Genomic DNA, 21,236 nt, shown 5'->3' on the forward strand with positions numbered 1-21,236 from the left:
CCGCCCACGCTCGTGGCCGGGGGTGAGAGGCGGTCGGGGTGGAACTGGTCGATGTCGAGTTCGCGCTGGTGGGCGTGGGTGCCCTGCTGGCCGGGGTGCTCCCCCGCCTGCTGGAGCATCGTCCGCTGTCGATGCCGATAGCGTTTCTCGGCCTCGGGATGCTGGTCTTCGCCCTGCCGATCGGGCTGCCCGCGCCCGACCCGCTGCGGTATCCGCAGGTCGCCACCCACCTGACCGAGATCGGTGTGATCGTGGCGTTGATGGGCGCCGGCCTCAAGATCGACAGACCGTTGAGCTGGCGGAAGTGGTCGTCCACCTGGCGGCTGCTGGCGATCGCGATGCCGCTGTGCATCGCGGCGGTGGCGCTGCTCGGCTGGTGGTGGGCGGGCCTGGTACCGGCCGCCGCGCTGCTGCTCGGCGCGGCCCTCGCCCCCACCGACCCGGTGCTCGCCTCCGACGTGCAGGTCGGCGAACCCACCGACGCGGAGGACTCCGAGGACGAGGTGCGCTTCGCGCTGACCTCCGAGGCCGGCCTCAACGACGGCCTGGCCTTCCCGTTCGTCTACGCGGCCATCGCGATCGCCACCGCAGGGCTTGCCCCGTCGGGCTGGTTCGCCGAGTGGTTCACCGTCGACGTGCTCTACAAGCTGGCCGTCGGCATCGGCGGCGGCCTCCTGATCGGCTGGCTGCTCGGCAAGCTGTTCTTCCGCGCCCCGAGCGAGCTGCGGCTGGCCCGGCACGCCGAGGGCTTCCTCGCGCTGGCCGCCACCTTCCTGGCGTACGGGCTGGTGGAGGTGATCGGCGGGTACGGCTTCCTGGCCGTGTTCGTCGCCGCGCGGGCGATCCGGGCCGCCGAACGGACCCACGAGTTCCACGCCGTGCTGCACGACTTCGCCGAGCAGACCGAACGGCTGCTGACCGTCCTGCTGCTGCTGTTGTTCGGGGGCGCGGTGATCACCGGCCTGCTCGCCCCGCTCACCTGGCAGGCGGCGACGGTCGGGCTGGCGCTGGTGTTCGTCATCCGGCCGCTGTTCGGTTGGCTGTCGCTGCGCGGCGCACCGGGTCGACCGGCGGAGCACTGGGTGATCTCGTCGTTCGGCATCCGGGGCGTCGGCTCGTTCTACTACCTGGCGTACGCCACCACCAAGGCGGACTTCGCCCAGGCGGACCTGATCTGGGCGACGGTCGGCCTGGTGGTGGTCGTGTCGGTGGTGGTGCACGGGATCGCCGCGACCCCGGTGATGCAGTTGCTGGACCGGGCCGGTGAACGCACCGCCGACCCGTCGGAGCGGGGCCGGCAGGACGAACCGGCCCTGGACGGTGCCCGGGGCTGACCGGGCACCGTGACGGTCAGGTGAGCCGGCGGGCGAGTTCCCGGCCCAGGTCCCGGCCGGAGCGCCAGGCGCTCTGCACCCGGGGCCTGCCGAAGGCGTCCCCGGCCAGCCCCACCAGGTCGTCGTCGAGGAAGAACCCGCCGTCGGGGTCCGGCTCGACCGGCCGGGCGTACGTCCACCGGTGCACGTGGGTCAGTTCGGCCGGGTCCGGCAAGCCGAGCAGGTCCCGCACGGCCTCCTCGATCGCCGGGCCGGCCGCGCCGGGCTGGGCCAGGTGCCCGGCGGCGAACTCCGGCGTGGTGTGGGCGACCAGCACCGGGGCGGCGTCGCCCCGCCGGTCGCCGTCGTCGCAGACCAGGGCGAGCACCGGGTGGTCGTTGACGAACGCGCCCCGGAAGTCGGCCCACCGCCGGCCGGGGAAGCGCAGCACCGCCGCGAGCACCGGCGACCACCGCTGCCGGCCGGCGGCCCGGGTGACCCCGGCCAGCGCCGGGTCGAGCAGCAGGGCGGCCTGCGGCCCCGGGGTGCACAGCGCCACGGCGGCGGCGGACTCCCCGTCCACCACCGGACCCGGTGCGACGCCCGACACGAACCGGTCCACGGTCACCGGCAACTCCCGGGCCAGCTCCTCGACCAGGGAGCGCAGGCCCCGCGGGGCGGCCCAGCGGACCGGACCGGGCACCTCCCGCCGGCCGTCCGGGCCGTACGCGACGAAGGTGTCGGTCCACTCCCGCACCAGCCCGGCGGCCTGCCAGCGCCGGACGACCTCGGCGAAGTCCGGGTCGTCGGCGGTCAGGTACGCCGCGCCCAGGTCGGCGGGGCGGCCGTCGAAGCGTCGGCTGGCCATCCGACCACCGGGCACCCGACCGCGTTCCCGGACCTGCACCGGTACGCCCGCCCGCGCCAACTCCCCGGCGCACGCCACCCCGGCGATGCCAGCACCCACCACGATCACATCCGTGTCCACCTGTTGATCGTAGGCACCGCGACCGGCATGAGCGGGCGACCGGCGGGGTATTGGCACGGCTGTTCGAGGAGAGGTGAACGTGATGACCGACCGCAACGACCAGCAGCCCGACCCACGTGGGGCGATCAAGGACCCGGAGGAGTGGGTGACCGGGGACGAACCGCCGACCGCCGCCCAGGAGTCGTACCTGCACACCCTCGCCCGGGAGGCGGGCGAGGAGGTGCCGGACGACCTGACCAAGGCGGAGGCGTCCCGGCGGATCGACGAATTGCAGGAGGAGACCGGCCGGGGCCGGTGACCTCAGCGGGGTGGCAGGCGGTGCAGCGCGACCCGGTCGAGCTGTCCCGCCGCCACCTCGGCGGTCAGGTACGTGGCGTACGGCTGGGCCCGCCGGTCGGTGGGTGAGCCCGGGTTGAGCAGTCGCAGGCCGCCCGGCGCGACACTGTCCCACGGGATGTGCGAGTGGCCGAAGACGAGCAGGTCGCGGTCGGGAAACCGGGCCGCGCAGCGCTGTTCCCGGCCGGTCTTCGGCCCGGTCTCGTGCACCACCGCCACCCGCAGGCCCGCCAGCTCCACCTCGGCCACCTCGGGCAGCCGGGCCCGCAGGTCGGGGCCGTCGTTGTTGCCGTACACGCCGACCAGCCGGCGGGCCCGGTCGGCCAGCCGGTCGAGCAGCTCCACCTCGACCCAGTCCCCGGCGTGCAGCACCACGTCGGCGGCGTCCACCGCCGCCCAGACCTCGTCCGGCAGCTCCCGGGCGCGCCGGGGCAGGTGGGTGTCGGCGATCATGAGCAGCCGCATCAGGCGGGCCTTCCGGGCGGGGGCCGGGCGCGGCCGGCCGGCTCAGGCGCCCTGACCCTGATTCTGCATCAGGCCACCGTCCATGAAGTACGTCGACCCGGTCACGTAGTCGGCGTCGTCGCTGGCCAGGAAGACGGCCAGCCGGGCGATCTCGACCGGCTCGGCGGCCCGCTTCCACGGGATGCTCTGCACCTGCTCTTCCAGGTACTTCGGGTCGTCGATGGCCTCCTGGTTGAACGGGGTGAGCACCATCCCGGGTCCGATGTTGTTGACGTTCATCCGCATCGGGGCGACCTCCAGGGCGAGGCTCTTGGCCAGTTCGAGCATGCCGCCCTTGCTGGCGTCGTAGTCCGCCCCGCCGGCCCGGGCGACCTCCTGGTGGATCGAGGTGATGTTGATGATCTTCCCGCCGCCGCCCTGCTCCCGGCGGTGCCGGACGAAGCGTCGACAGCAGAAGAACATTCCGTACAGGTTGGTACGGATGCACCGGTCCCAGGTTTCGGTGTCCAGGTCGGCCACGCCGATGCCGGAGGCGTCCACCCCGGCGTCGTTCATCAGCACGTCCACCGTGCCGAACTCCGCCAACGCCTCGTCGAACATCGCCTCGACCTGGTGCTCGACGCTGATGTCGCCCTGCACAACCACCGCCCGCCGGCCGGCCTTCTCGATCTCGGCCCGGGTGTGGTTCGCGCCGGCGTGGTCGTGCAGGTAGTGCACCACCACGTCGGCACCCTCCCGGCCGAACTCGATCGCGGTGGCCTGCCCGATGCCCGAGTCCGAGCCGGTGATCAGGGCGGTGCGGCCGGTCAGTCGTCCGCTCATCAGCGTGTCCCCTCCGTCGGTCCGTGCCGGTCGGCACGGCTCACGTCGACGTCGCCACGACGTCGGTGCCGGTCGTCACGAAATGCGGCCGCTCCGTGGCGAGGTCGCGTCGTCGTTCGGCGATGTCGGTGAGCAACCCGGCCGCGTTGATCAGGCCGATGTGCGAGAAGGCCTGCGGGAAGTTGCCCACCTGTTCGCCGGTGACCTGGTCGATCTGCTCGGCGTAGAGGCCGAGGTCGTTGACCCGGCCGGCGAGCTGCTCGAACAGCCGGGTGGCCCGCTCCTGCTCGCCGGCCAGGGCCAGGCAGCTGGCCAGCCAGAACGAGCAGATGACGAAACCGGCCGGGTCACCGTCCCAGCGGCGCAGCAGCCCGTCGCGGGACAGCCGCCGCTCCACCACGTCGATGGTGGAGCGCATCCTCGCCTCGGCGGCGGGCAGGAAGCCGACCAGCGGCATGAGCAGCACCGAGGCGTCCAACCGGTCGGAGTCGAAGGCCCCGGTGTACGCGCCCAGCCGGTCGTTCCACCCCCGCCGCAGCACCGCCGCGCGGACCTCGTCGCGGGCCCGCGTCCACCGCCCGACGTCGGCCGGGTCGCCGAGCCGGTGACCGAAGCGGACCGCCCGGTCCAGTGCCGTCCAGCACTGCACCTTCGACGACAGGTAGTGCCGTTCGGCGTCGCGGGACTCCCACATGCCGGAGTCCGGCAGGTGCCAGGCCCGGACCGCCTGGTCGGCCAGGGCGCGCAGCAGGTGCCGTACGTCGGGCGACATCGGGTCCAGGTAGTGCCGCATCAACCAGGCGGCGTCGAGGATCTCGCCGAGCACGTCGTTCTGCCGCTGGGTCCAGGCGTCGTTGCCGACCAGCACCGGGCGGCTGTCGGCGTAGCCGCGCAGGTGGTCGAGGGAGTGTTCGGTGAGGTCCCGCTCGCCCTCGACGCCGTACATGATCGGCACCCGGCCGTCGTCGATGCGGCCCATCGCCCGCGCCACCCAGGAGAACTGCCGGTCGGCCTCGTCGGGGCAGGCCGACCGCCACAGCGCCTGGAGGGTGAGGCTGAAGTCGCGGACCCAGACGTAGCGGTAGTCGTAGTTGCGGTCGCCGCCCACCTGTTCCGGCAGCGAGGTGGTGGCCGCCGCGACGATCGCGCCGCTGGGCTGGTAGGTCATGCCCTGCACCACCATCGCGCTGAGTCGTACCTGGTCGCGGTACAGGCCCCGGTAGTCGTGCAGGTCGGCCCAGGAGCGCCAGCCGGCCACCGCGTCGGCCACCACCCGGTCGGCGGCGGGCAGCGCCGGTTCGCCGCCGTCGTAGGTCGGGGCGTACCCGAGGGTGAGCCGCAGGGTGTCCCCGGCCCGGACGGTCGCCCGGCCGACGGCGTCGCCGTGCCGGCAGGCCAACGGCACGTCGGAGCGCAGGCTGAGCCGGCACGCGCCGGCCCGCGCGTCGATCACCCCGTCGGCGTGGGTCAGGTACGCGGTGACCCGGCCGTACTCGAACCGGGGAGCGAACTCGACGCGTACCGGCACCTCGCCGGAGAGCCCCTCGACGAGCCGGGCGAGCACCCGGGGCGAACGCAGGCCGATGTCGTGCCCGCGTGCGCCGGGTTCCAGCGCCAGCGCGTCGGTGACCGCCACCGAGCCGGTGCCGGTGTGGAAGACGGTACGCAGCACCAGCGAGTCGTCCAGATAGGAGCGGGACACCCGGACGTCGTCGCCCTCCGGGGCGATCGACCAGTGCCCGGCCCGGTCGTCGAGGAGCCGCCCGAACACCGACGGGCTGTCGAACCGGGCCGGGCACCACCAGTTGACCGAGCCGTGCCGGTCCACCAGCGCGGCGCTGCGCCCGTCGGCGAGGAACCCGTGCTCGCTGATCCGTCCGCTGTCCACGGGGCGGGTTACCCGGGCTCCTCGTACCGCATGCCTCGCCCGGCGGGGTTGTCCCCGCGGCCCGGATTGCCGGGCGGCCCGGCGTTATCCCGGCGGGTCGGCGGGAACGCCGGTCGTTGACGAAGGAGGAGGCCATGACCAGAGCAGCGAACCCGACCGCCACCTGGCGCCCCGGGATGCCGGGCGGCGACAACCTCCCGTCCGGTCCGGCCGGCCGGCCGGCGACCCCGCCGGGGGACGGACACGGCCCGCAGGCCGGCCCGCCCACGGTGACGATCGGCGCGTACCCGGACTACCCGTCCGCGCAGCGCGTGGTGGACTACCTGGCCGACAACCGGTTCCCGGTGGAGCACACCGCGATCGTCGGGACCAACCTCACCCTGGTGGAGACGGTGCTCGGCCGGCTCACCACGGGACGTGCCGCCCTGCTGGGCGCCGGTACCGGCGCGTGGTTCGGGCTGTTCATCGGCCTGTTGTTCGGCATCTTCACGGTCGGCAACTGGCTCGCGGTGATCCTGGTCGGACTGGTGATCGGTGCCATCTGGGGTGCCGTGTTCGGCGCGGTGGCGCACGCCATGTCCGGCGGCCAGCGCGACTTCACCTCGGCCAGTTCGCTACGCGCCGGCCAGTACGCGGTGACCGTCGACGCCGCCCTGGCCGACCAGGCGCGGCAGATGCTCGGCCGGATGCACCTGACCCCGACCGGGGCCACCGCCCGCTGACCCACCCGGCGTACCCACCGCCCCGACGCACCCCACGTGCGTCGGGGCGGCGTGCGTCGTCCGGCCGGTCTCAGCGGTGGTACGCCAGTTCGCCCGCCCTGATCGGCGTGGCGAGCCGGTTCTCCGGGGGTGCCAGCGGGCAGGCCCAGGTGTCGTCGTACGCGCAACTGGGGTTGTAGAGGTAGTTTGCGTCGAGGCGTACCCGGTGACCGGGGAGCACGGTGAGTCCCCGCCCGAAGGTCCCCTTGACCGTGTCGGTGAGGTACCGACCGCCGCCGTACGTCTCCCGGCCGCTGGTGCCGTCGCGGACCGGCACGAACAGCCCTCCGCCGTACGCCTCGATCCACCACAGGGTAAGCGGCCCCCACGGGGTCTCGGCGACCGCCAGCCGCCGGTAGCGGACCACCCCGTCGGGGCCCCCGGTGTCGATGGTCTCGGTGCCGTGGGCGGGTCGCAGCGGGGCCTCGACCACCGCCGCCGGGTCCGGTGGGAACCAGCCGAGCCCGGGGAAGCCGGCCCGGTCGGCGGCCGGCAGCGGGCTGGCCGGGTGACTGCGGAACAACTCGTCCCGGGCGGCCCGGAAGCCGGTCAGGTCGGTGTCGGACAGGTAGAGCGCGGCGGTGCGTTCCCGCCAGTCGAGCACGTCGAGGTCGTCCACCCGTCGACCCTAACCAGCCCCGAACCCGACCCACCCCTCTCCCACCGCCCCAACCCGTTTCCCCCTCCCCCGAACCCCCTCCCCAGCGCTCCAGCGCCCCAGCCGCCTCCCCGGTGATCAAGAGGTTCGCGTCAGGAATCGGGCTGACCAATGACGCAAACCTCTTGATCACCGGACACTCCACCGGGGGAACGACACCGAAGGGGGCGGTGATCAAGAGGTTTGGGGCGGGAATCGGGCTCAGCGGTGACGCAAAGCTCTTGATCACCGAACGCTCCGCCGGGAGACCGCGCCGAGGGGTGGTGATCAAGAGGTTTGGGGCGGGAATCGGGCTGGAGGGTGACGCAAAGCTCTTGATCACCGGGGCGAGGCCCGGGCGGGGCCGGGGCGGGGTGGGAGTGGCGGGTGAGGGGGAGCGGAGCGGGTCAGTCGTCGGTGGCGAGGCGGGCGTGCAGGTGTTCGTCGTGACGGTGGCCGTCGCCGTAGCGGTACGACTCGCGCAGCGTCCCCTCCCAGCGGTAGCCGGCGCGGGTGGCGACCCGGCAGGAGGCGGGGTTGTCGACCGCGTGGCACAGCTCGATCCGGTGCAGGTCGAGGTGGGTGAAGGCCCAGCCGGTGAGCGCCCGTAGCGCGCCGGCGGCGACCCCGCGTCCCCGCGCGGGCCCCGCGGTCCAGTAGCCGACGGCGGCGTTGCCGTTCCGGATCTGGTGCACGGAGACCGCGCCGAGCAGTGTCCCGTCGGTGGCGTCGGTCACCGCGACGGAGACGTGGCTGCCGTCGCTCCGGTCGGCCCGCCGGGTGATCCACGCGGCGGCCTGCGCCAGGTCGGTCACCCCCTGCCCGTTCCACCGGACGATGTCGGGGTCGACCAGGGCGGCCAGCACGGCCGGCGCGTCCGCCGCCCGCCAGGGGCGCAGCACCAGGCCGGGTGCGGTGATCTGCACAGGTTCCACCGGGGCAGTCTGGCAGCTCACCGGCCACCATTTCCTTTCAAATCCCGAAGTTCCTCCCGGCAAGGACGGTTGTTCCGCTGCTCACACGGACACGGGAGAGCTTGTTTAAATTTGAAAGAGTGCTACTGTTCGGGGCATGACGGAGAGCCTGGACAGCGAGCGGATGGCCTGCTGGCGTGCCTACATCGAGGCCAGCCAGCGGCTGTTCACCCAGCTGGAGGACGATCTGCGCGCCGACGGTGAGCTGAGCTTCGCCGACTACCACGTGCTGGTCCTGCTCTCCGAGGCACCGGGCCAGCGGCTGCGGATGGGCGAGCTGGCCGCCCGGCTGGTCTTCTCGCCCAGCCGGCTCACCTACCAGATCTCCACCATGCAGCGGCGGGGTCTGGTCGCCCGGCAGTCCTGCCCCGGGGACCGTCGGGGCAGCGAGGCGGTGCTCACCGCCGCCGGGCTGCTGGCCCTGCGTGAGGCCGCGCCGGGGCACCTCGCCTCGGTCCGGCGGCACCTGATGGACGACCTCGACGACGCCGAGGTCGCCACCCTGACCCGGGTCTTCGACCGGCTCGGCCGGCGGCTGCGCGCCGACCGGGACGCGTCGTCCACCCACCGCGACACCTGAGGAGCCCGTGATGCCCGCGATCACCGTCGACGACGTCCTCGTCCTGCCCCGTCTGCCCCGGCTCGACGAGACCACCAGCTACCGGCCGGTCCGCCGGCTGACCACCGCCCCCAGCGGCTACGAGGGTGAGGGCTTCCCGGTCCGCCGCGCCTTCGCCGGGGTGCCGATGTCGGATCTCGACCCGTTCATCCACCTCGACCAGATGGGCGAGGTGGACTACGCGCCGGGCGAGCCGAAGGGCACCCCGTGGCACCCGCACCGGGGCTTCGAGACGGTCACCTACATGATCGACGGGATCATGGACCACCAGGACTCGCAGGGCGGCGGCGGCACCATCACCGACGGCGACACCCAGTGGATGACAGCCGGCAGTGGCCTGTTGCACATCGAGGCCCCGCCGGAGCACCTGGTCGCCAGCGGCGGCCTCTTCCACGGCCTCCAGCTCTGGGTCAACCTGCCCCGGGTGGCCAAGATGATGCCGCCGCGCTACCAGGACATCCGTGGTCGGGAGTCGGCGCTGCTGACCACGCCGGACGGTGGCGCGCTGATCCGGATCATCGCCGGTGAGATCGCCGGGCACCGGGGGCCGGGGTCGACCCACACCCCGATCACCATCGCGCACGTCACGCTGGAGCCCGGCGCGGAGCTGGACCTGCCCTGGCGGGCCGACTTCAACGCGCTGGTCTACGCGCTCTCCGGTCGCGGCACGGTCGGCACCGACCGGCGGCCGTTCCAGGGCGGCCAGTTGGCCGTGCACGGTCCGGGCGACGCGCTGCGGGTGACCGCCGCCGGCAAACAGGACGGCAACACCCCGGCTCTGGACCTCTACATCATGGGCGGAAAGCCCATCCGGGAGCCGGTGGCGCACTACGGGCCGTTCGTGATGAACACCCGCGCCGAGCTGATGCAGGCCTTCGAGGACTTCCAGGCCGGCAAGCTGGGCGTGGTTCCCGCCCAGCGGCTGCCGCACACCGGCGGCCAGGGCGACCGCCCCTGAGACCGACCTCCGACGGGCGTCCCGGTGTCATCCCGGGACGCCCGGGGCGGCACCGCGTCGGTCAGGAGACCGCGAAGATCCCGGCCACCCCGAGGATCACCATCAGCAGCACCGCCAGGATCGCGCCGCGTTCGCTCTCGACCGCATCCGTACGGTCCTCGGTCGCGGGGTTCGTCGTCTCGGCGGGCATGGCCTGGCCTCCTCGGCGTTCACGGCTTCGCGGGGTGCGGTAGGCCACCGTCCGGGCGGGGTCCGGGAGACCCGGCGTGCGTACCGACGGTGGGGGTCCTACCGTGAGGACGTCGTCGACCTCGGGAGGCTGGAACGTGGCGATCGAGGACTGGTTCCTGACCGCTGAGGAACGCGCCAACCCGGTCTCCGGGATACCCGTCTGGACGTCCGGAAACCTCGCCGAGCCGTTGATTCACGGCTCGGCGTACTTCGACCGCCTGGTCACCGAGGTCGAGGCGCTGTGCGCGGGCGACCAGCTCTTCTTCACCGACTGGCGGGGCGACCCGGACGAGCGGATGCGCCCGGACGGCCCGACGGTGGCCCAGCTCTTCGCCCGGGCCGCCCAGCGGGGCGTGCTGGTCAAGGGGCTGCTCTGGCGCTCCCACCTCGACGCGTTGTCCTACAGCGAGGCGGAGAACCGCGACCTGAGCGAGACGGTCAACGCCGCCGGTGGTGAAGTGCTGCTCGACCAGCGCGTCCGGCGGGGCGGGTCCCATCACCAGAAGCTGGTGGTGCTGCGCCACCGCGACGCCCCGGAGCGGGACGTCGCCTTCGCCGGCGGGATCGACCTGTGCCACAGCCGCCGCGACGACGCCGACCACCACGGCGACCCGCAGGCACTCGCGATGTCACCACGGTACGGCCCGCACCCGCCGTGGCACGACGTGCAACTGGCCGTCCGGGGTCCGGTGGTCGCCGCGCTGGACACCACGTTCCGCGAGCGGTGGACCGATCCGATGCCGTTGGACTCGGAGAACCCGCTGGCCTACCTGCGGGACCGGCTGCGCGGCTCCGACCTGAGCCCCGATCCGCTGCCCGACCCGTCGGCCGATCCGCCGCCCTGCGGCCCGCACCACATCCAGGTGCTGCGCACCTACCCGGCGGTGCGCCCCCGCTACGCGTTCGCCCCGGACGGCGAGCGGACGGTGGCCCGGGGCTACACCAAGGCGGTACGCCGGGCCCGCCGGCTGATCTACCTGGAGGACCAGTACCTGTGGTCGACCGAGGTGGCCGAGCTGTTCGCCGAGGCGCTGCGGGACAACCCCGACCTGCACCTGGTCGCGGTGGTCCCCCGCTATCCGGACGTGGACGGCGCGTTGGCGCTGCCGCCCAACACGGTGGGCCGGGAGCAGGCGCTGTCGCTGTGTGAACGGGCCGCGCCGGACCGGGTGCACGTCTTCGACGTGGAGAACCGGGCGGGCGACCCGGTCTACGTGCACGCGAAGATCTGCGTGGTCGACGACGTGTGGGCGAGCGTGGGCAGCGACAACTTCAACAGGCGTTCCTGGACGCACGACAGCGAGCTGTCCTGCGCGGTGCTCGACGAGACCCGCGACGAGCGGTCCCCCCTCGACCCGGCGGGTCGGGGCGACGGGGCCCGGGTGTTCGCCCGGGACCTGCGGCTGCGGTTGTGGCGCGAGCACCTGGACCGCGACCCGGGCGGTGCCGACGACGCCGACCTGCTGGACCCGGCCAGCGCCGTCGCGGCGATCACCGCCACGGCGGACGCTCTGCAGCGGTGGCACGACTCGGGCCGCTCGGGCCCCCGGCCGCCGGGCCGGCTGCGCCCGCACCGGCCTGAGCGGCTGCCCTGGTACACCCGGCTCTGGGCGTTACCGGCGTACCGGCTGGTCTACGACCCCGACGGCAGGCCGCTGCGCGCCCGCCGCAAGGGCACCTGGTAGGTCCCGCCGGTCGGCGGCCGGTGCGGGCGGGGTGGGGTGGCGGGTCAGCCCGCCCGGGTGGGCGAACGAGGTACGCGGGGCGTAGCAGCCGCTGGTGATGAGCAGGGGGTTCTCCGGGCGCAGCGCGTAGCTCGGGTGCCGGGGGTCGAGGAACTCCACCGACTCGATCTCGAACGGGCTGACCGGTTCGGAGACGTAGGGGTAGACCCCGCTGAACAGCTCGCCGTCGCACCGGGTGAAGTACCGGTGGTGGCCGGCGCGCAGCTGGTGACCGGTGTGGCCGATCCGGGCCCGGGTCCGGATCAGCGGGACGCCGCCGACCTCGGTCTCGGCGACCAGCACGTCACCCCGTACCCGCAGGGTGGTGTGTCCCAGCACGGCCGGGGCTCCCCGGGCGGCGGCGTAGTCCCGGACCCGGGGGCTGGAGGTGACGTAGTGGGTCCACCAGCCCCCGGGGGTCGCCCCGTCGGGCGCGTCGACCCCGACGAGGGCCACCCCGATGTAGGTCAGCGAGTACGCGCCGAGGCCGGAGGTCTGACCGGCGTCCTCGACGACGTACTGGTTCATGAAGACCTGCCGGTCGGGGCGGGGGCACAGGCCGGGCGGGACCAGGGCGACGACCGCGTCCGGGTCGGCCGGCAACCAGCTGAAGTGCAGCGTACGGCTGTCGACGACGAGCTGCGGGTCCGCGGGGTCGAGCACGTGGTCCTCCGTACGGGGATGGTCTCCCGCGACGCTACGGGCGGTCCTGTCGGCGGGACAAGGACGGATAGCCGACACCTCCGCCGTGGTGTCGGGTTCCGGGTCGCCCGCCGGTTCGACCGGTGCCTGTGATCACAATCGACGCGAACCGTGTCCGATAGTGCGGCTTTGTGACTTAAAATCACTTAAGTACATCAGCCTTTCGGCTAGATTTCCGCTCACCGATCAGGCTATGGTGGCTTCCGAACGGCCCATCTGAAGCTAAACCGAAGCGTCACGTCTTTTTGACCGCGGACGAGGTGCAGGGAGGACCACCAATGACCGCGCCCACCATGAGCAAGCCGGCGGCGACACCGTCCACCACCGAGAAGCTGGACCCGCGCGCACTCACCGACAGCGCCGCCGACCTGCTGAACGCGATGGCCGCGCTGCCCGCCGGCCACCCGTCCCGGGCCGCGCTGCGCGACCGGGCGATCGAGGCCTGGCTCCCGTTGGCCAACCACCTGGCCCACCGCTACAGCGGCCGGGGCGAGCCCACCGACGACCTGGCCCAGACCGCCGCCGTCGGCCTGATCAAGGCGATCGACAAGTTCGATCCGTCGCGCGGCGTCGACTTCGCCGGCTACGCCATCCCGACCATCATCGGCGAGCTGAAGCGGCACTTCCGCGACCGCACCTGGGACATCCGGGTCCCCCGGCGGCTCCAGGAGCTGCGGCTGGCCATCTCCGACGCCAACAGCTCGCTGTTGCAGACCCTCGGCCGCTCGCCGACGGTCGCCGACATCGCCGCCCACCTGAAGCTCACCGAGGAAGAGGTCCTGGAGGGCCTGGAGGGTGCCCGCGCGTACAACGCGGTGTCGCTGTCCACCCCGACCGGCGACGGCGACCGCGCCACCGAGCTGGGCGACATGCTCGGCGGGGAGGACAACGAGTTCGAGCTGGCCGAGCTGCGGGTCGCCCTCGGCCCGGCGCTGGCCACCCTCGACGAGCGCGAGCAGAAGATCCTCACCCTGCGCTTCTACGGCAACCTGACCCAGTCGCAGATCGCCGACCAGATCGGCGTCTCGCAGATGCACGTGTCCCGGCTGCTCGCCCGGGCCCTGACCAAGCTGCGCGGTCAGCTCGACGGCACCTACTGAGGGGGTGGAGGCGGTCACCGGTCGCCGGTGACGGTCACGACCACGGGGCCCGGCCGGCGGTTCGCCGGCCGGGCCTTCCCGACTCCGGACGCCGTACCGGCCCCGACGCACTCGCGTCGGGGCCGGTGCCGCGTCGGTCGGCGTTCCCGCTGGTACGCGACGCCGACGTTGCCGGGATGCCGGTCAGCCGGCCGCCGGGTCCCGCCACATCGGGTAGAACGGCGTGCCGTCGGGCAGCCGGAAGACCTCCCGCAGCCGGTAGCCGTGCCGGGCGTAGAGGTCCCGTCCCGCCTCGCTGCTGGCCTCCAGGTAACCGGGCACCCCGTGGGCGTCCAGCCAGGCGTGGTGGTGCCGCAGCAGCGCGGTGCCCAACCCCTGTCCCTGCCGCCTCGGCCGGACGGCGAGCAGCGCCAGGTGGTGGTGGTCGGGGTGCGGATGGTTGGCGGCGAACAGCTCGTCGAGGTGCTGGAACCGGGGGGTCCACTCCCCGCAGGCGGCGGCCAGCCGGTCGTCGTAGTCCACCGGGGCCGGCGATTCGTCACCGACCTGCGGGAACCAGACCGCCACCGCGTCCCGGTCGGCCGTGCCGAAGACCAGCCCGTGCCGCATCGCGTGGTCGACCAGGATCTCGAAGTTGTCGGCGAAGACGGCCTCCCGCTTGGCCTCGTCGGGCACCAGCCACCGGGTCGCCGGGAGCACCAGGAACGCCTCGGCGATCCGCTCGGCGACCCACCGGGTGTCGGCGGCGGCGAGCCGTCCGATGGTCGGCGCGGTCACCGCCGGGACTCCACCGGCACCGGCTGCTCCACCGGGGGACCGAACAGCGAGGTGGCCGCGCTCTCCGCGCCCCGCCCGATCCGGGCGTAGACGTCGGGTCGGTTGGCGCGCAGCACCAGACCCCACAGCAGGCCGATCAGCGCGGCCACCGGGTAGACCCCCGGGATGATCCAGCGCAGCGGCGAATCCGGCGCGACACCGAGCAGGGTGGCGAAGTTCGCCACCGCCACCGCCACCACGGCGGCCAGCGCGACGGTGGCCAGGGCCGGGGCGATCGCCCGCTTCCACAGCGACTCCGAGGTGTCGGAGCGGGCGAAGTAGACGATCACGGCGACGCTGGTGGTGGCGATCAGCAGCAGCACGCCGAAGCCGCCGCCGGTGCCGGCGTAGTAGAACAGCTGCACCACCGGGTCCCAGCCGTTGACCGCGTACAGCACGATCACCAGCAGGCCGAGCAGGCTCTGCGCCAGCGAGGCCATCCGGGGTGCGCCGGTGCGCGGCGAGGTCTGCCCGAAGACGGCCGGCAGCACCCGTTCCCGGCCCAGCGCGAAGGCGTACCGGGCGGTGGTGTTGTGGAACGAGATCATCGCGGCCAGCACCGAGGTCATGAACAGCGCCTGGCCGATGGTGACCGCGGTGTCGCCGAGGTGCGCGGCGGCCAGGTTGAAGATCAGTTCGATGCTCTGCTCACCGGCGGCGGCGGAGATGTTCTCCGGGCCGACGGCCACGGTCATCGACCAGGAGGAGAGCGCGTAGAGCCCGGCGATGATCGCCACCGAGAGGTAGGTGGCCAGCGGGACCGTCCGCCGCGGGTCCTTGCTCTCCTCGCTGAACACCACCGAGGACTCGAACCCGACGAACCCGGTCATGGCGAGCACCAGCAGTGCGCCCGCCCCCGGCACCAGGAGGTTGGCCGGGGCGAGGGCGGCGAAGCTGGTCGAGCCGCCCGCCGGGTGGCTGAGCTGACCCAGGTCGAACACGACGATCACCACGATCTCGGCGATCAGCAGCACCGCCAGGACCAGGCCGTTGACGTCCACCCGCAGCAGGCCGAGGAACGCGACCAGGGCCCAGGCGACCAGGGCCACCACGGCCCAGTGCGGTTCGACGCCGAACAGGGTGCCGAGCACCGGGGCGGCGGCGGCGCCGATCGCGCCGTAGAGACCGACCTGGAGTGCGTTGTAGGCGATGAGCGCGACCCAGGCCGCGCCGACGCCGGCCGGGCGGCCGATGCCCCGGGCGACGTAGGCGTAGAACGCGCCGGCGTTCTCGACCCGGCGGGCCATCGCCACGTAGCCGACGGAGAAGAGCGCCAGGACGGCGCCCACGGCGAGGAACGCCAGCGGCATGCCGGTGATGCCGGTGACCGCGTAGCCGGTGGTGACCACGCCGGCCACCACGGTCAGCGGCGCGGCGGCGGAGAGGACGAAGAAGATGACCGACGGCACGCCGAGGCGGCCACGGGCCAGGGCGTCGCTGACGTTGCTGGGGCGGTCGACTGTCGGATGCGGGGGCATGGGGCTGCTCCGGAAGAGGGGAGATGAGGGGGAAGGGGGTGGCGCGGTGAGATCAGGGGATGCCGCGCAGCACCGCCGCGCCGACCGCGGCCTCGGTGTGCACGACGAGTTCCTTCAGGGGAGGCGGCAGTGAACCGACGAGGGTGGACAGTCGGTGGTGGGCGCGGGGGCCGGCGCTCCACAGCACCTCGCGGGTCAGCCCGGCGGCGGCCACCAGGCCGAGCAGCGTCGTGTCCGACACCAGCGGCTGTTCGGGCCGCTCCACCAGGGCCCGCAGCCGGGTCGCCGGCCAGGCGGCGGCGTTGAGGTCGATCGGCAGGTAGCTGACGGTGGTGCGCAGCAGGCGGCGGTTCTCCTGCCGGCGCAGCACCCCGGCCCGGGCCAACCGCTCCCCCACCGAGGTGGTGGACGACTGGGCCAGGAAGGCGAGCCAGGTGCGCACCGCCTGGTGCTGCGACTCACCGATCAGTTGGTCGAGCACGGTGTGGGCCAGCGCGTCGGCCGGGGGACGCCGGTCGATCACGGTGACCAGTCCACCGGAGACGGTGATCTGTCCGAACAGGATCAGCTCGGCCAGCAACCCGGCGGCCAGGCCGAGCCCGGTGGCGCTCGGGTGCAGTTTGGCCTTGCCGCGGCTGTCGTTGTGCGCAATCAGAAAGAACTCGTCGGCGACCAGCAAACGAGCCTCCCACGCATTGTCCACAGGTGATCCACGCCGGGTGACAGGATGCCCCCAGAGCTCCAGCTTTGCAACTCCCGGATTCGATGGTTGCACTCCGTGCTCATGCGACCTGCGGATCTTGTCGTGACAGACTCGGAGGGTGACCGTCAGCCCCACTGTTCGCCGCCGCCGCATCGCCCGTGAACTCCGCCAACTGCGGGAACGCGCGGGCATGACACTGGACGTCGCCGCACGCCAACTCGACATGTCCAAGAGCAACCTGTCCCGGATCGAGAACGCCCAGATCGGCATCAAACCCCGGGACGTGCGCGCCGCCCTGGCCCTCTACGAGGTGACCGGGGTCGATGCCGAGGCGCTCATCGAGATCGCCCGGGGCGCCCAGCAGCGCGGCTGGTGGCAGAACTACAGCGACGTGCTGCCCGAGTGGTTCGAGTTCTACGTCGGGCTGGAGGCCGAGGCGGAGAGCCTGCGCACGTACGAGGCGGAGTCCGTCCCCGGGCTGCTGCAGACCGAGGCGTACGCCCGGGAGATGTTCCGTCGTACGGCCGGCGAGGAGGGACTGGAACGCAAGGTGGCCGCCCGGCTGCGCCGGCAGGAGGTGCTGCACCGGGACTCTCCCCCGGTCGAGCTGTCGGTGGTGCTCAACGAGGCGGTGCTGCTGCGTCCGGTGGGCGGGCCGGCCGTGATGGCGGAGCAGTTGACCCACATGGCCACGGTCGCCCGATCACCGAACGTGACATGTCACGTACTTCCGTTCGCGTCCGGTGGGCACCCCGCGATGAGCACTCCGTACGTGATCATCACGTTTGCCGACGCGGCCGACAATTCCGTGGTTTACCTGGACAATCTCACGCTGGGTCTGGCGCTGGAGGAAGCGGGACACGTGCGCGGGTATACCCTTGTGCACGAGGAGCTGTGCCGGATGGCACTGGATCCGGCGGCGTCTCTCGCCCGCCTGGAGGAGGCTGCTCGTCACTTTGCGTGATCGCATTGCGGCACGCCCGGGGGGAACGGAAGGTACGGGAATGCAGGCGCTGCCTCTGTCCATGATGGACTGGCGGACCAGCAGCCGCAGCAGCGGCAACGGCAACTGTGTGGAGATCGCCACCACCGACGACCGGATCGCGGTGCGCGACAGCAAGGACCGGTGCGGGCCCGCGCTGGTCTTCTCCGCCCACGCCTGGACAGCCTTCGTCACCGGCATGGAGGCGGTACGCCGGGGCTGACCCCGGGCGTGCCACAGTGGCAGCCGTGCTCTCCGACGTACCCCTCGACCTGCCGGTCCGGCCGGCGCTGGCACCCCTGCTGCGAGCGCTGACCGACGCCGGCGGCGCGGTCCTGGTCGCCCCGCCCGGCACCGGCAAGACCACCCTGGCCCCGCTCGCCGTGGCCGACGGGGTGGCCGGGCGGGTGCTGGTCGCCCAACCCCGCCGGGTGGCCGCCCGGGCGGCGGCCCGGCGGATGGCCGACCTGCTCGGCGAGCGGGTCGGCCACCGGGTCGGCTACGCCGTACGCGGTGACCGCCGGGTCGGCCCGGACACCCGGGTCGAGGTGGTCACCACCGGCCTGCTGGTCCGCCGGCTGCTGCGCGACCCGGACCTGCCCGGCGTCGACGCGGTGCTGCTCGACGAGGTGCACGAGCGGCAGCTCGACGCCGATCTCGCGCTGGCCTTCACCGTGGAGGCCCGGGCGGCGCTGCGGCCCGAGCTGTGGCTGGTGGCGATGTCGGCGACCCCGGAGGCGGACCGGTTCGCCGCGTTGCTCGGCGGTGACGCGCCGGCCCCGGTGGTCCGCGCCGAGGCGGCCCTGCACCCGGTCACCCGGGTCTTCACGCCGCCGCCGCGCCCGGTCGCGCCGCCGGGCGCGGGACGGGTCGATCCGCTGCTGCTCGACCACGTCGCCGCGACCGTCCGGCGGGCCCTGCACGAGCAGGACGGCGACGTGCTGGTCTTCCTGCCCGGGGCGGGCGAGATCGGGGCGGTGACCCGCCGGCTGGCCGACCTGGCCGACCGGGTGGCCGTCCTGCCGCTGCACGGGCGGCTGCCCGCCGCCGCGCAGGACGCCGCGCTGCGCCCCGCCGACCGGCGTCGGGTGGTGCTCGCCACCTCGGTGGCGGAGAGCAGCCTGACCGTGCCCGGGGTCCGGGTGGTGGTCGACGCCGGCCTGGCCCGGGTGGCCCGCACCGACCTGGCCCGGGGGCTGGGCGCGCTGGTCACCGTGCCGGTGTCCCGGGCCGCCGCGACGCAACGGGCCGGCCGGGCCGGCCGGCAGGCCCCCGGGGTGGTCTACCGCTGCTGGTCGGAGGGGACCCACGGCCGGCTCGCCGCGCAGCCCGAGCCGGAGATCACCACCGCCGACCTGACCGGTTTCGCGCTGGACCTGGCCGCCTGGGGCAGCCCCGACGGAGCCGGACTGGCACTGCCCGACCCGCCGCCGCCCGCCGCGCTGGCCGTGGCCCGGGAGACGTTGACCGCCCTCGGCGCGGTCGACGCCGACGGTCGGGTGACCGCCCGGGGGCGGGCCATCGCCGCCACCGGCACCCACCCCCGGCTGGGCCGGGCGCTGCTCGACGGTGCCGACCGGATCGGCCGGGACCGGGCCGCCGAGCTGGTCGCCCTGCTCGCCGAGGACGGTCTGGCCGGTCGGCACGACGATCTCACCGCCGCGTGGCGGCGGCTGCGCGACGACACCGACCCCGGTGCCACCGCCCGGTGGCGGGCCGAGGTCCGGCGGCTGCGGGCCGCGCTGCCCGCCGGCGACCCCGACCGGGCCGGCACCCCGGACGGTCCCGCCCGCGCCGCCGACCGGGACCGGCCCGGTGACCGGCCGGCCGCCCAGGGACGGAGCGGCCGGGGACGGGCCGCCGGGCCGTGGCTACCCGACGATCTGGCGGCGGGGCTGCTGGTGGGGCTGGCCCATCCGGAGCGGCTGGCCCGGCTGCGCCGGGCCGGTGGGACGTCGTACCTGATGGCGGGCGGGACGGGGGCGGAGCTGGCCGCCGGGTCGGCGTTGACCGGGACGGGCTGGCTGGCCGTCGCGGTGGCCGACCGCTCGCCGGGCGCGCCGACCGCCCGGGTCCGGCTGGCCGCCCCGCTCGACGAGGCGACCGCCAGGGAGGTCGGCGGCGCGTTGCTGACCGAGGTCAGCGAGGTCGGTTGGGTCGACGGCGACGTGCTGGCCCGCCAGGTGACCCGGCTCGGCGCGATCGAGCTGGTCAGCCGGCCGCTGGCCCGACCGACGCCGGAGCTGCTGGCCGCCGCCCTGGCCGACGGGCTCCGCCAGGCGGGCCTGGACCTGTTGACCTGGGCCCCGGCGGCCCGGTCGCTGCGCCAGCGGCTGGCGTTCTGCCGGCAGGCGCTGGGCGGACCGTGGCCCGAGGTCTCCGACGACGCGCTGCTCGCCGCCGCCGACCGGTGGCTCGGGCCGGAGCTGGCCGCCGCCCGCCGCCGGGCCGACCTGGCCCGGATCGATGTGGTCGGGGCGCTGCGCCGGCTGCTGCCCTGGCCGCAGGCGGGCCGGCTGGACGAGCTGGCCCCGGAACGCGTCGAGGTGCCCAGCGGCTCCCGGGTCCGGGTCGACTACACCGATCCGGCCGCGCCGGTGCTGGCGGTGAAGCTCCAGGAGACGTTCGGCTGGCAGCAGACGCCCCGGCTGGCCGACGGCCGGGTGCCGCTGCTGCTGCACCTGCTCTCCCCCGCCGGCCGGCCCGTCGCGGTCACCGCCGACCTGGCGTCGTTCTGGCGTACCGGCTATCCGCAGGTGCGCGGGGAGCTGCGCGGGCGCTATCCGCGCCATCCCTGGCCGGAGGACCCGGTCACGGCCGCGCCGACCCGGCACACCACGCACCGCCGTCGCTGAGCCGACGCACCGCCGGTGGCGGTCACTCGTCGACGACGTCGGCGATCAGCACGGTAATGTTGTCCGGGCCACCGGCCCGCAGGGCGAGGTCGATCAGGCGGCGGGCGCAGTCCTCCCGGTCCGGGGTCTCCCGCAGCACCTCGGTGAGGGTGTCCGGGCGGACGACGTTGGACAGGCCGTCGCTGCACAGCAGCCAGCGGTCGCCGGCCCGGGGCACCATCGTGGCGTACGACGGGGAGACCTGCTCGCCCTGCAACGCCTGGGTGACCACGGCCCGCCGGGGGTGGCTGGACGCCTCCTCGGGGCTGATCACCCCCTGGTCGACGAGCATCTGGACGAAGGTGTCGTCCCGGGTGACCTGTTTGAGGGTGCCCTCGCGGAACAGGTAGGCCCGGGAGTCGCCGACGTGGGCCAGCGCCAGGCAGCTACCGGTACGGGAGAACAGCAGGGCGGTCAGTGTGGTGCCCATGCCCTGCCGCTCGGGGTCCTCCCGGACGGCCTGCTGGATCCGCGTGGTGGCCAGCTCGATGCCGGTCTGCAACGCTGCCACCAGGGCGTCCTCGGGGGTCTCCACGTCCAGTGGGGCGACCGCGTCGATGGCGATCCGGCTGGCCAGGTCGCCGGCCGCCATCCCGCCCATGCCGTCGGCGACGGCGACGAGCCAGGCACCGGAGTGCAGGGCGTCCTGGTTTCCGCTGCGGATCAGCCCACGGTCGCTCGTCCCGACGGAACGAAGCTTCAGGGTCATGGGTGGCAGCCTGCCAGGCGGAGGGCGTTGTTGTCTCTAGGAGATCAGGACGACTGCGCGTGGCGCGGCGAATCTCACTGCCGCAGGCGTCGGTCCGGGCGGCTGCGACCAGCCCGAAGGTCATCCAGTCGAATCG

Annotated in this window: 22 protein-coding genes; 10 read left to right on the top strand and 12 right to left on the bottom strand. The window is 73.7% G+C overall.

Translation table 11 applies throughout. From position 1 onward, the window contains the following. Positions 1–38: 38 nt before the first annotated feature. Positions 39–1,334: a cation:proton antiporter gene (locus ACN265_RS20990; protein ID WP_421409036.1), complete on the top strand. Its 1,296-nt coding sequence runs from the start codon at positions 39–41 to the stop codon at positions 1,332–1,334. Between the two features lie 16 nt (positions 1,335–1,350). Here ACN265_RS20990 and ACN265_RS20995 read toward each other — a convergent pair whose 3' ends face one another. Beyond that, positions 1,351–2,289: an NAD(P)/FAD-dependent oxidoreductase gene (locus tag ACN265_RS20995; protein ID WP_204927727.1), complete on the bottom strand. Its 939-nt coding sequence runs from the start codon at positions 2,287–2,289 to the stop codon at positions 1,351–1,353. A 94-nt stretch (positions 2,290–2,383) separates the two neighbouring features. Between ACN265_RS20995 and ACN265_RS21000 the strand changes: the two genes are divergently transcribed. After that, the gene (locus ACN265_RS21000) at positions 2,384–2,599 is read left to right on the top strand and encodes a DUF3072 domain-containing protein (protein ID WP_204927697.1); all 216 of its coding nucleotides are present in this window, start codon (positions 2,384–2,386) and stop codon (positions 2,597–2,599) included. 2 nt (positions 2,600–2,601) lie between these two features. Here the strand turns inward: ACN265_RS21000 and ACN265_RS21005 are convergent, their stop codons facing one another. From ACN265_RS21005 to ACN265_RS21015, 3 genes are read right to left on the bottom strand one after another with little or no spacing between them, the layout of a single operon-like run. Then, the gene (locus ACN265_RS21005) at positions 2,602–3,102 is read right to left on the bottom strand and encodes a metallophosphoesterase family protein (protein WP_421409038.1); all 501 of its coding nucleotides are present in this window, start codon (positions 3,100–3,102) and stop codon (positions 2,602–2,604) included. A gap of 42 nt (positions 3,103–3,144) precedes the next feature. Further along, positions 3,145–3,924 carry an SDR family oxidoreductase gene (locus ACN265_RS21010; protein ID WP_421409040.1) on the bottom strand — a complete coding sequence of 260 codons (780 nt, stop codon included), beginning with the start codon at positions 3,922–3,924 and terminating at the stop codon, positions 3,145–3,147. A 40-nt stretch (positions 3,925–3,964) separates the two neighbouring features. Then, a complete protein-coding gene (locus tag ACN265_RS21015) occupies positions 3,965–5,812 on the bottom strand; it encodes a glycoside hydrolase family 15 protein (RefSeq protein ID WP_421409042.1) in 1,848 nt (615 codons plus the stop codon). Positions 5,813–5,946: 134 nt separating this feature from the next. Between ACN265_RS21015 and ACN265_RS21020 the strand changes: the two genes are divergently transcribed. After that, positions 5,947–6,534 carry a general stress protein gene (locus ACN265_RS21020; protein WP_145918815.1) on the top strand — a complete coding sequence of 196 codons (588 nt, stop codon included), beginning with the start codon at positions 5,947–5,949 and terminating at the stop codon, positions 6,532–6,534. 70 nt (positions 6,535–6,604) lie between these two features. On the opposite strand, the gene ACN265_RS21025 is transcribed toward ACN265_RS21020, so the two are convergent. Both ACN265_RS21025 and ACN265_RS21030 read right to left on the bottom strand, forming a co-directional pair. After that, positions 6,605–7,192, bottom strand: coding sequence for a DUF1684 domain-containing protein (locus tag ACN265_RS21025; protein WP_421409044.1), 588 nt, complete (start codon positions 7,190–7,192; stop codon positions 6,605–6,607). 425 nt (positions 7,193–7,617) lie between these two features. Then, positions 7,618–8,145, bottom strand: coding sequence for a GNAT family N-acetyltransferase (locus tag ACN265_RS21030; protein WP_421409046.1), 528 nt, complete (start codon positions 8,143–8,145; stop codon positions 7,618–7,620). 136 nt (positions 8,146–8,281) lie between these two features. On the opposite strand from ACN265_RS21030, the gene ACN265_RS21035 reads away from it, so the two are divergent. Both ACN265_RS21035 and ACN265_RS21040 read left to right on the top strand, forming a co-directional pair. After that, the gene (locus ACN265_RS21035; protein ID WP_145918811.1) at positions 8,282–8,764 is read left to right on the top strand and encodes a MarR family winged helix-turn-helix transcriptional regulator; all 483 of its coding nucleotides are present in this window, start codon (positions 8,282–8,284) and stop codon (positions 8,762–8,764) included. 10 nt (positions 8,765–8,774) lie between these two features. Next, a complete protein-coding gene (locus ACN265_RS21040) occupies positions 8,775–9,761 on the top strand; it encodes a pirin family protein (RefSeq protein ID WP_421409048.1) in 987 nt (328 codons plus the stop codon). 61 nt (positions 9,762–9,822) lie between these two features. Here the strand turns inward: ACN265_RS21040 and ACN265_RS21045 are convergent, their stop codons facing one another. Beyond that, positions 9,823–9,951: a hypothetical protein gene (locus tag ACN265_RS21045; RefSeq protein WP_269756975.1), complete on the bottom strand. Its 129-nt coding sequence runs from the start codon at positions 9,949–9,951 to the stop codon at positions 9,823–9,825. A gap of 136 nt (positions 9,952–10,087) precedes the next feature. Here ACN265_RS21045 and ACN265_RS21050 point away from each other — a divergent pair, with 136 nt between their 5' ends. Further along, positions 10,088–11,677 carry a phospholipase D family protein gene (locus ACN265_RS21050; protein ID WP_421411559.1) on the top strand — a complete coding sequence of 530 codons (1,590 nt, stop codon included), beginning with the start codon at positions 10,088–10,090 and terminating at the stop codon, positions 11,675–11,677. On the opposite strand, the gene ACN265_RS21055 is transcribed toward ACN265_RS21050, so the two are convergent. Continuing rightward, positions 11,606–12,379: a hypothetical protein gene (locus tag ACN265_RS21055; protein WP_421409051.1), complete on the bottom strand. Its 774-nt coding sequence runs from the start codon at positions 12,377–12,379 to the stop codon at positions 11,606–11,608. The two genes, ACN265_RS21050 and ACN265_RS21055, sit on opposite strands and share 72 nt — an antisense overlap. A gap of 317 nt (positions 12,380–12,696) precedes the next feature. Here ACN265_RS21055 and ACN265_RS21060 point away from each other — a divergent pair, with 317 nt between their 5' ends. Beyond that, the gene (locus ACN265_RS21060) at positions 12,697–13,518 is read left to right on the top strand and encodes a SigB/SigF/SigG family RNA polymerase sigma factor (protein WP_088644086.1); all 822 of its coding nucleotides are present in this window, start codon (positions 12,697–12,699) and stop codon (positions 13,516–13,518) included. A 183-nt stretch (positions 13,519–13,701) separates the two neighbouring features. Here the strand turns inward: ACN265_RS21060 and ACN265_RS21065 are convergent, their stop codons facing one another. The 3 genes from ACN265_RS21065 to ACN265_RS21075 are packed head-to-tail and all read right to left on the bottom strand — an operon-like array spanning position 13,702 to position 16,491. Beyond that, on the bottom strand, positions 13,702–14,295 hold the full coding sequence (locus ACN265_RS21065) for a GNAT family N-acetyltransferase (protein ID WP_421409053.1): 594 nt from the start codon (positions 14,293–14,295) through the stop codon (positions 13,702–13,704). Further along, complete coding sequence (locus ACN265_RS21070) at positions 14,292–15,812, bottom strand: APC family permease (protein WP_421409055.1); 1,521 nt, start codon at positions 15,810–15,812, stop codon at positions 14,292–14,294. Before ACN265_RS21070 ends, ACN265_RS21065 begins: the two co-directional genes overlap by 4 nt. Positions 15,813–15,864: 52 nt before the next feature. Next, on the bottom strand, positions 15,865–16,491 hold the full coding sequence (locus ACN265_RS21075) for a GOLPH3/VPS74 family protein (protein ID WP_204927901.1): 627 nt from the start codon (positions 16,489–16,491) through the stop codon (positions 15,865–15,867). A 142-nt stretch (positions 16,492–16,633) separates the two neighbouring features. On the opposite strand from ACN265_RS21075, the gene ACN265_RS21080 reads away from it, so the two are divergent. The 3 genes from ACN265_RS21080 to ACN265_RS21090 are packed head-to-tail and all read left to right on the top strand — an operon-like array spanning position 16,634 to position 20,352. After that, positions 16,634–17,479, top strand: a complete 846-nt coding sequence (locus tag ACN265_RS21080) for a helix-turn-helix domain-containing protein (protein ID WP_204927902.1) — start codon at positions 16,634–16,636, stop codon at positions 17,477–17,479. A 40-nt stretch (positions 17,480–17,519) separates the two neighbouring features. Beyond that, positions 17,520–17,720, top strand: a complete 201-nt coding sequence (locus tag ACN265_RS21085) for a DUF397 domain-containing protein (protein ID WP_420117137.1) — start codon at positions 17,520–17,522, stop codon at positions 17,718–17,720. Between the two features lie 25 nt (positions 17,721–17,745). Continuing rightward, entirely contained in the window at positions 17,746–20,352 is a 2,607-nt protein-coding gene (locus tag ACN265_RS21090; RefSeq protein WP_421409058.1) for an ATP-dependent RNA helicase, read from the top strand. Between the two features lie 22 nt (positions 20,353–20,374). Here ACN265_RS21090 and ACN265_RS21095 read toward each other — a convergent pair whose 3' ends face one another. After that, positions 20,375–21,100: a PP2C family protein-serine/threonine phosphatase gene (locus ACN265_RS21095; protein WP_420118212.1), complete on the bottom strand. Its 726-nt coding sequence runs from the start codon at positions 21,098–21,100 to the stop codon at positions 20,375–20,377. Positions 21,101–21,236: the final 136 nt, after the last annotated feature.

The sequence above is a fragment of the Micromonospora sp. WMMD730 genome (assembly GCF_049178955.1).
Taxonomy (GTDB): domain Bacteria; phylum Actinomycetota; class Actinomycetes; order Mycobacteriales; family Micromonosporaceae; genus Micromonospora; species Micromonospora wenchangensis.

What these genes read in the sequence shown, in the direction of transcription:
- ACN265_RS21005 (WP_421409038.1), bottom strand. Translation starts at nt 3,102, where the DNA reads ATGCGGCTGCTCATGATCGCCGACACCCACCTGCCCCGGCGCGCCCGG.
- ACN265_RS21040 (WP_421409048.1), top strand. Translation starts at nt 8,775, where the DNA reads ATGCCCGCGATCACCGTCGACGACGTCCTCGTCCTGCCCCGTCTGCCC.
- ACN265_RS21045 (WP_269756975.1), bottom strand. Translation starts at nt 9,951, where the DNA reads ATGCCCGCCGAGACGACGAACCCCGCGACCGAGGACCGTACGGATGCG.
- ACN265_RS21095 (WP_420118212.1), bottom strand. Translation starts at nt 21,100, where the DNA reads ATGACCCTGAAGCTTCGTTCCGTCGGGACGAGCGACCGTGGGCTGATC.
- ACN265_RS21085 (WP_420117137.1), top strand. Translation starts at nt 17,520, where the DNA reads ATGCAGGCGCTGCCTCTGTCCATGATGGACTGGCGGACCAGCAGCCGC.
- ACN265_RS21070 (WP_421409055.1), bottom strand. Translation starts at nt 15,812, where the DNA reads ATGCCCCCGCATCCGACAGTCGACCGCCCCAGCAACGTCAGCGACGCC.
- ACN265_RS21060 (WP_088644086.1), top strand. Translation starts at nt 12,697, where the DNA reads ATGACCGCGCCCACCATGAGCAAGCCGGCGGCGACACCGTCCACCACC.
- ACN265_RS21010 (WP_421409040.1), bottom strand. Translation starts at nt 3,924, where the DNA reads ATGAGCGGACGACTGACCGGCCGCACCGCCCTGATCACCGGCTCGGAC.
- ACN265_RS21035 (WP_145918811.1), top strand. Translation starts at nt 8,282, where the DNA reads ATGACGGAGAGCCTGGACAGCGAGCGGATGGCCTGCTGGCGTGCCTAC.
- ACN265_RS21020 (WP_145918815.1), top strand. Translation starts at nt 5,947, where the DNA reads ATGACCAGAGCAGCGAACCCGACCGCCACCTGGCGCCCCGGGATGCCG.
- ACN265_RS21000 (WP_204927697.1), top strand. Translation starts at nt 2,384, where the DNA reads ATGACCGACCGCAACGACCAGCAGCCCGACCCACGTGGGGCGATCAAG.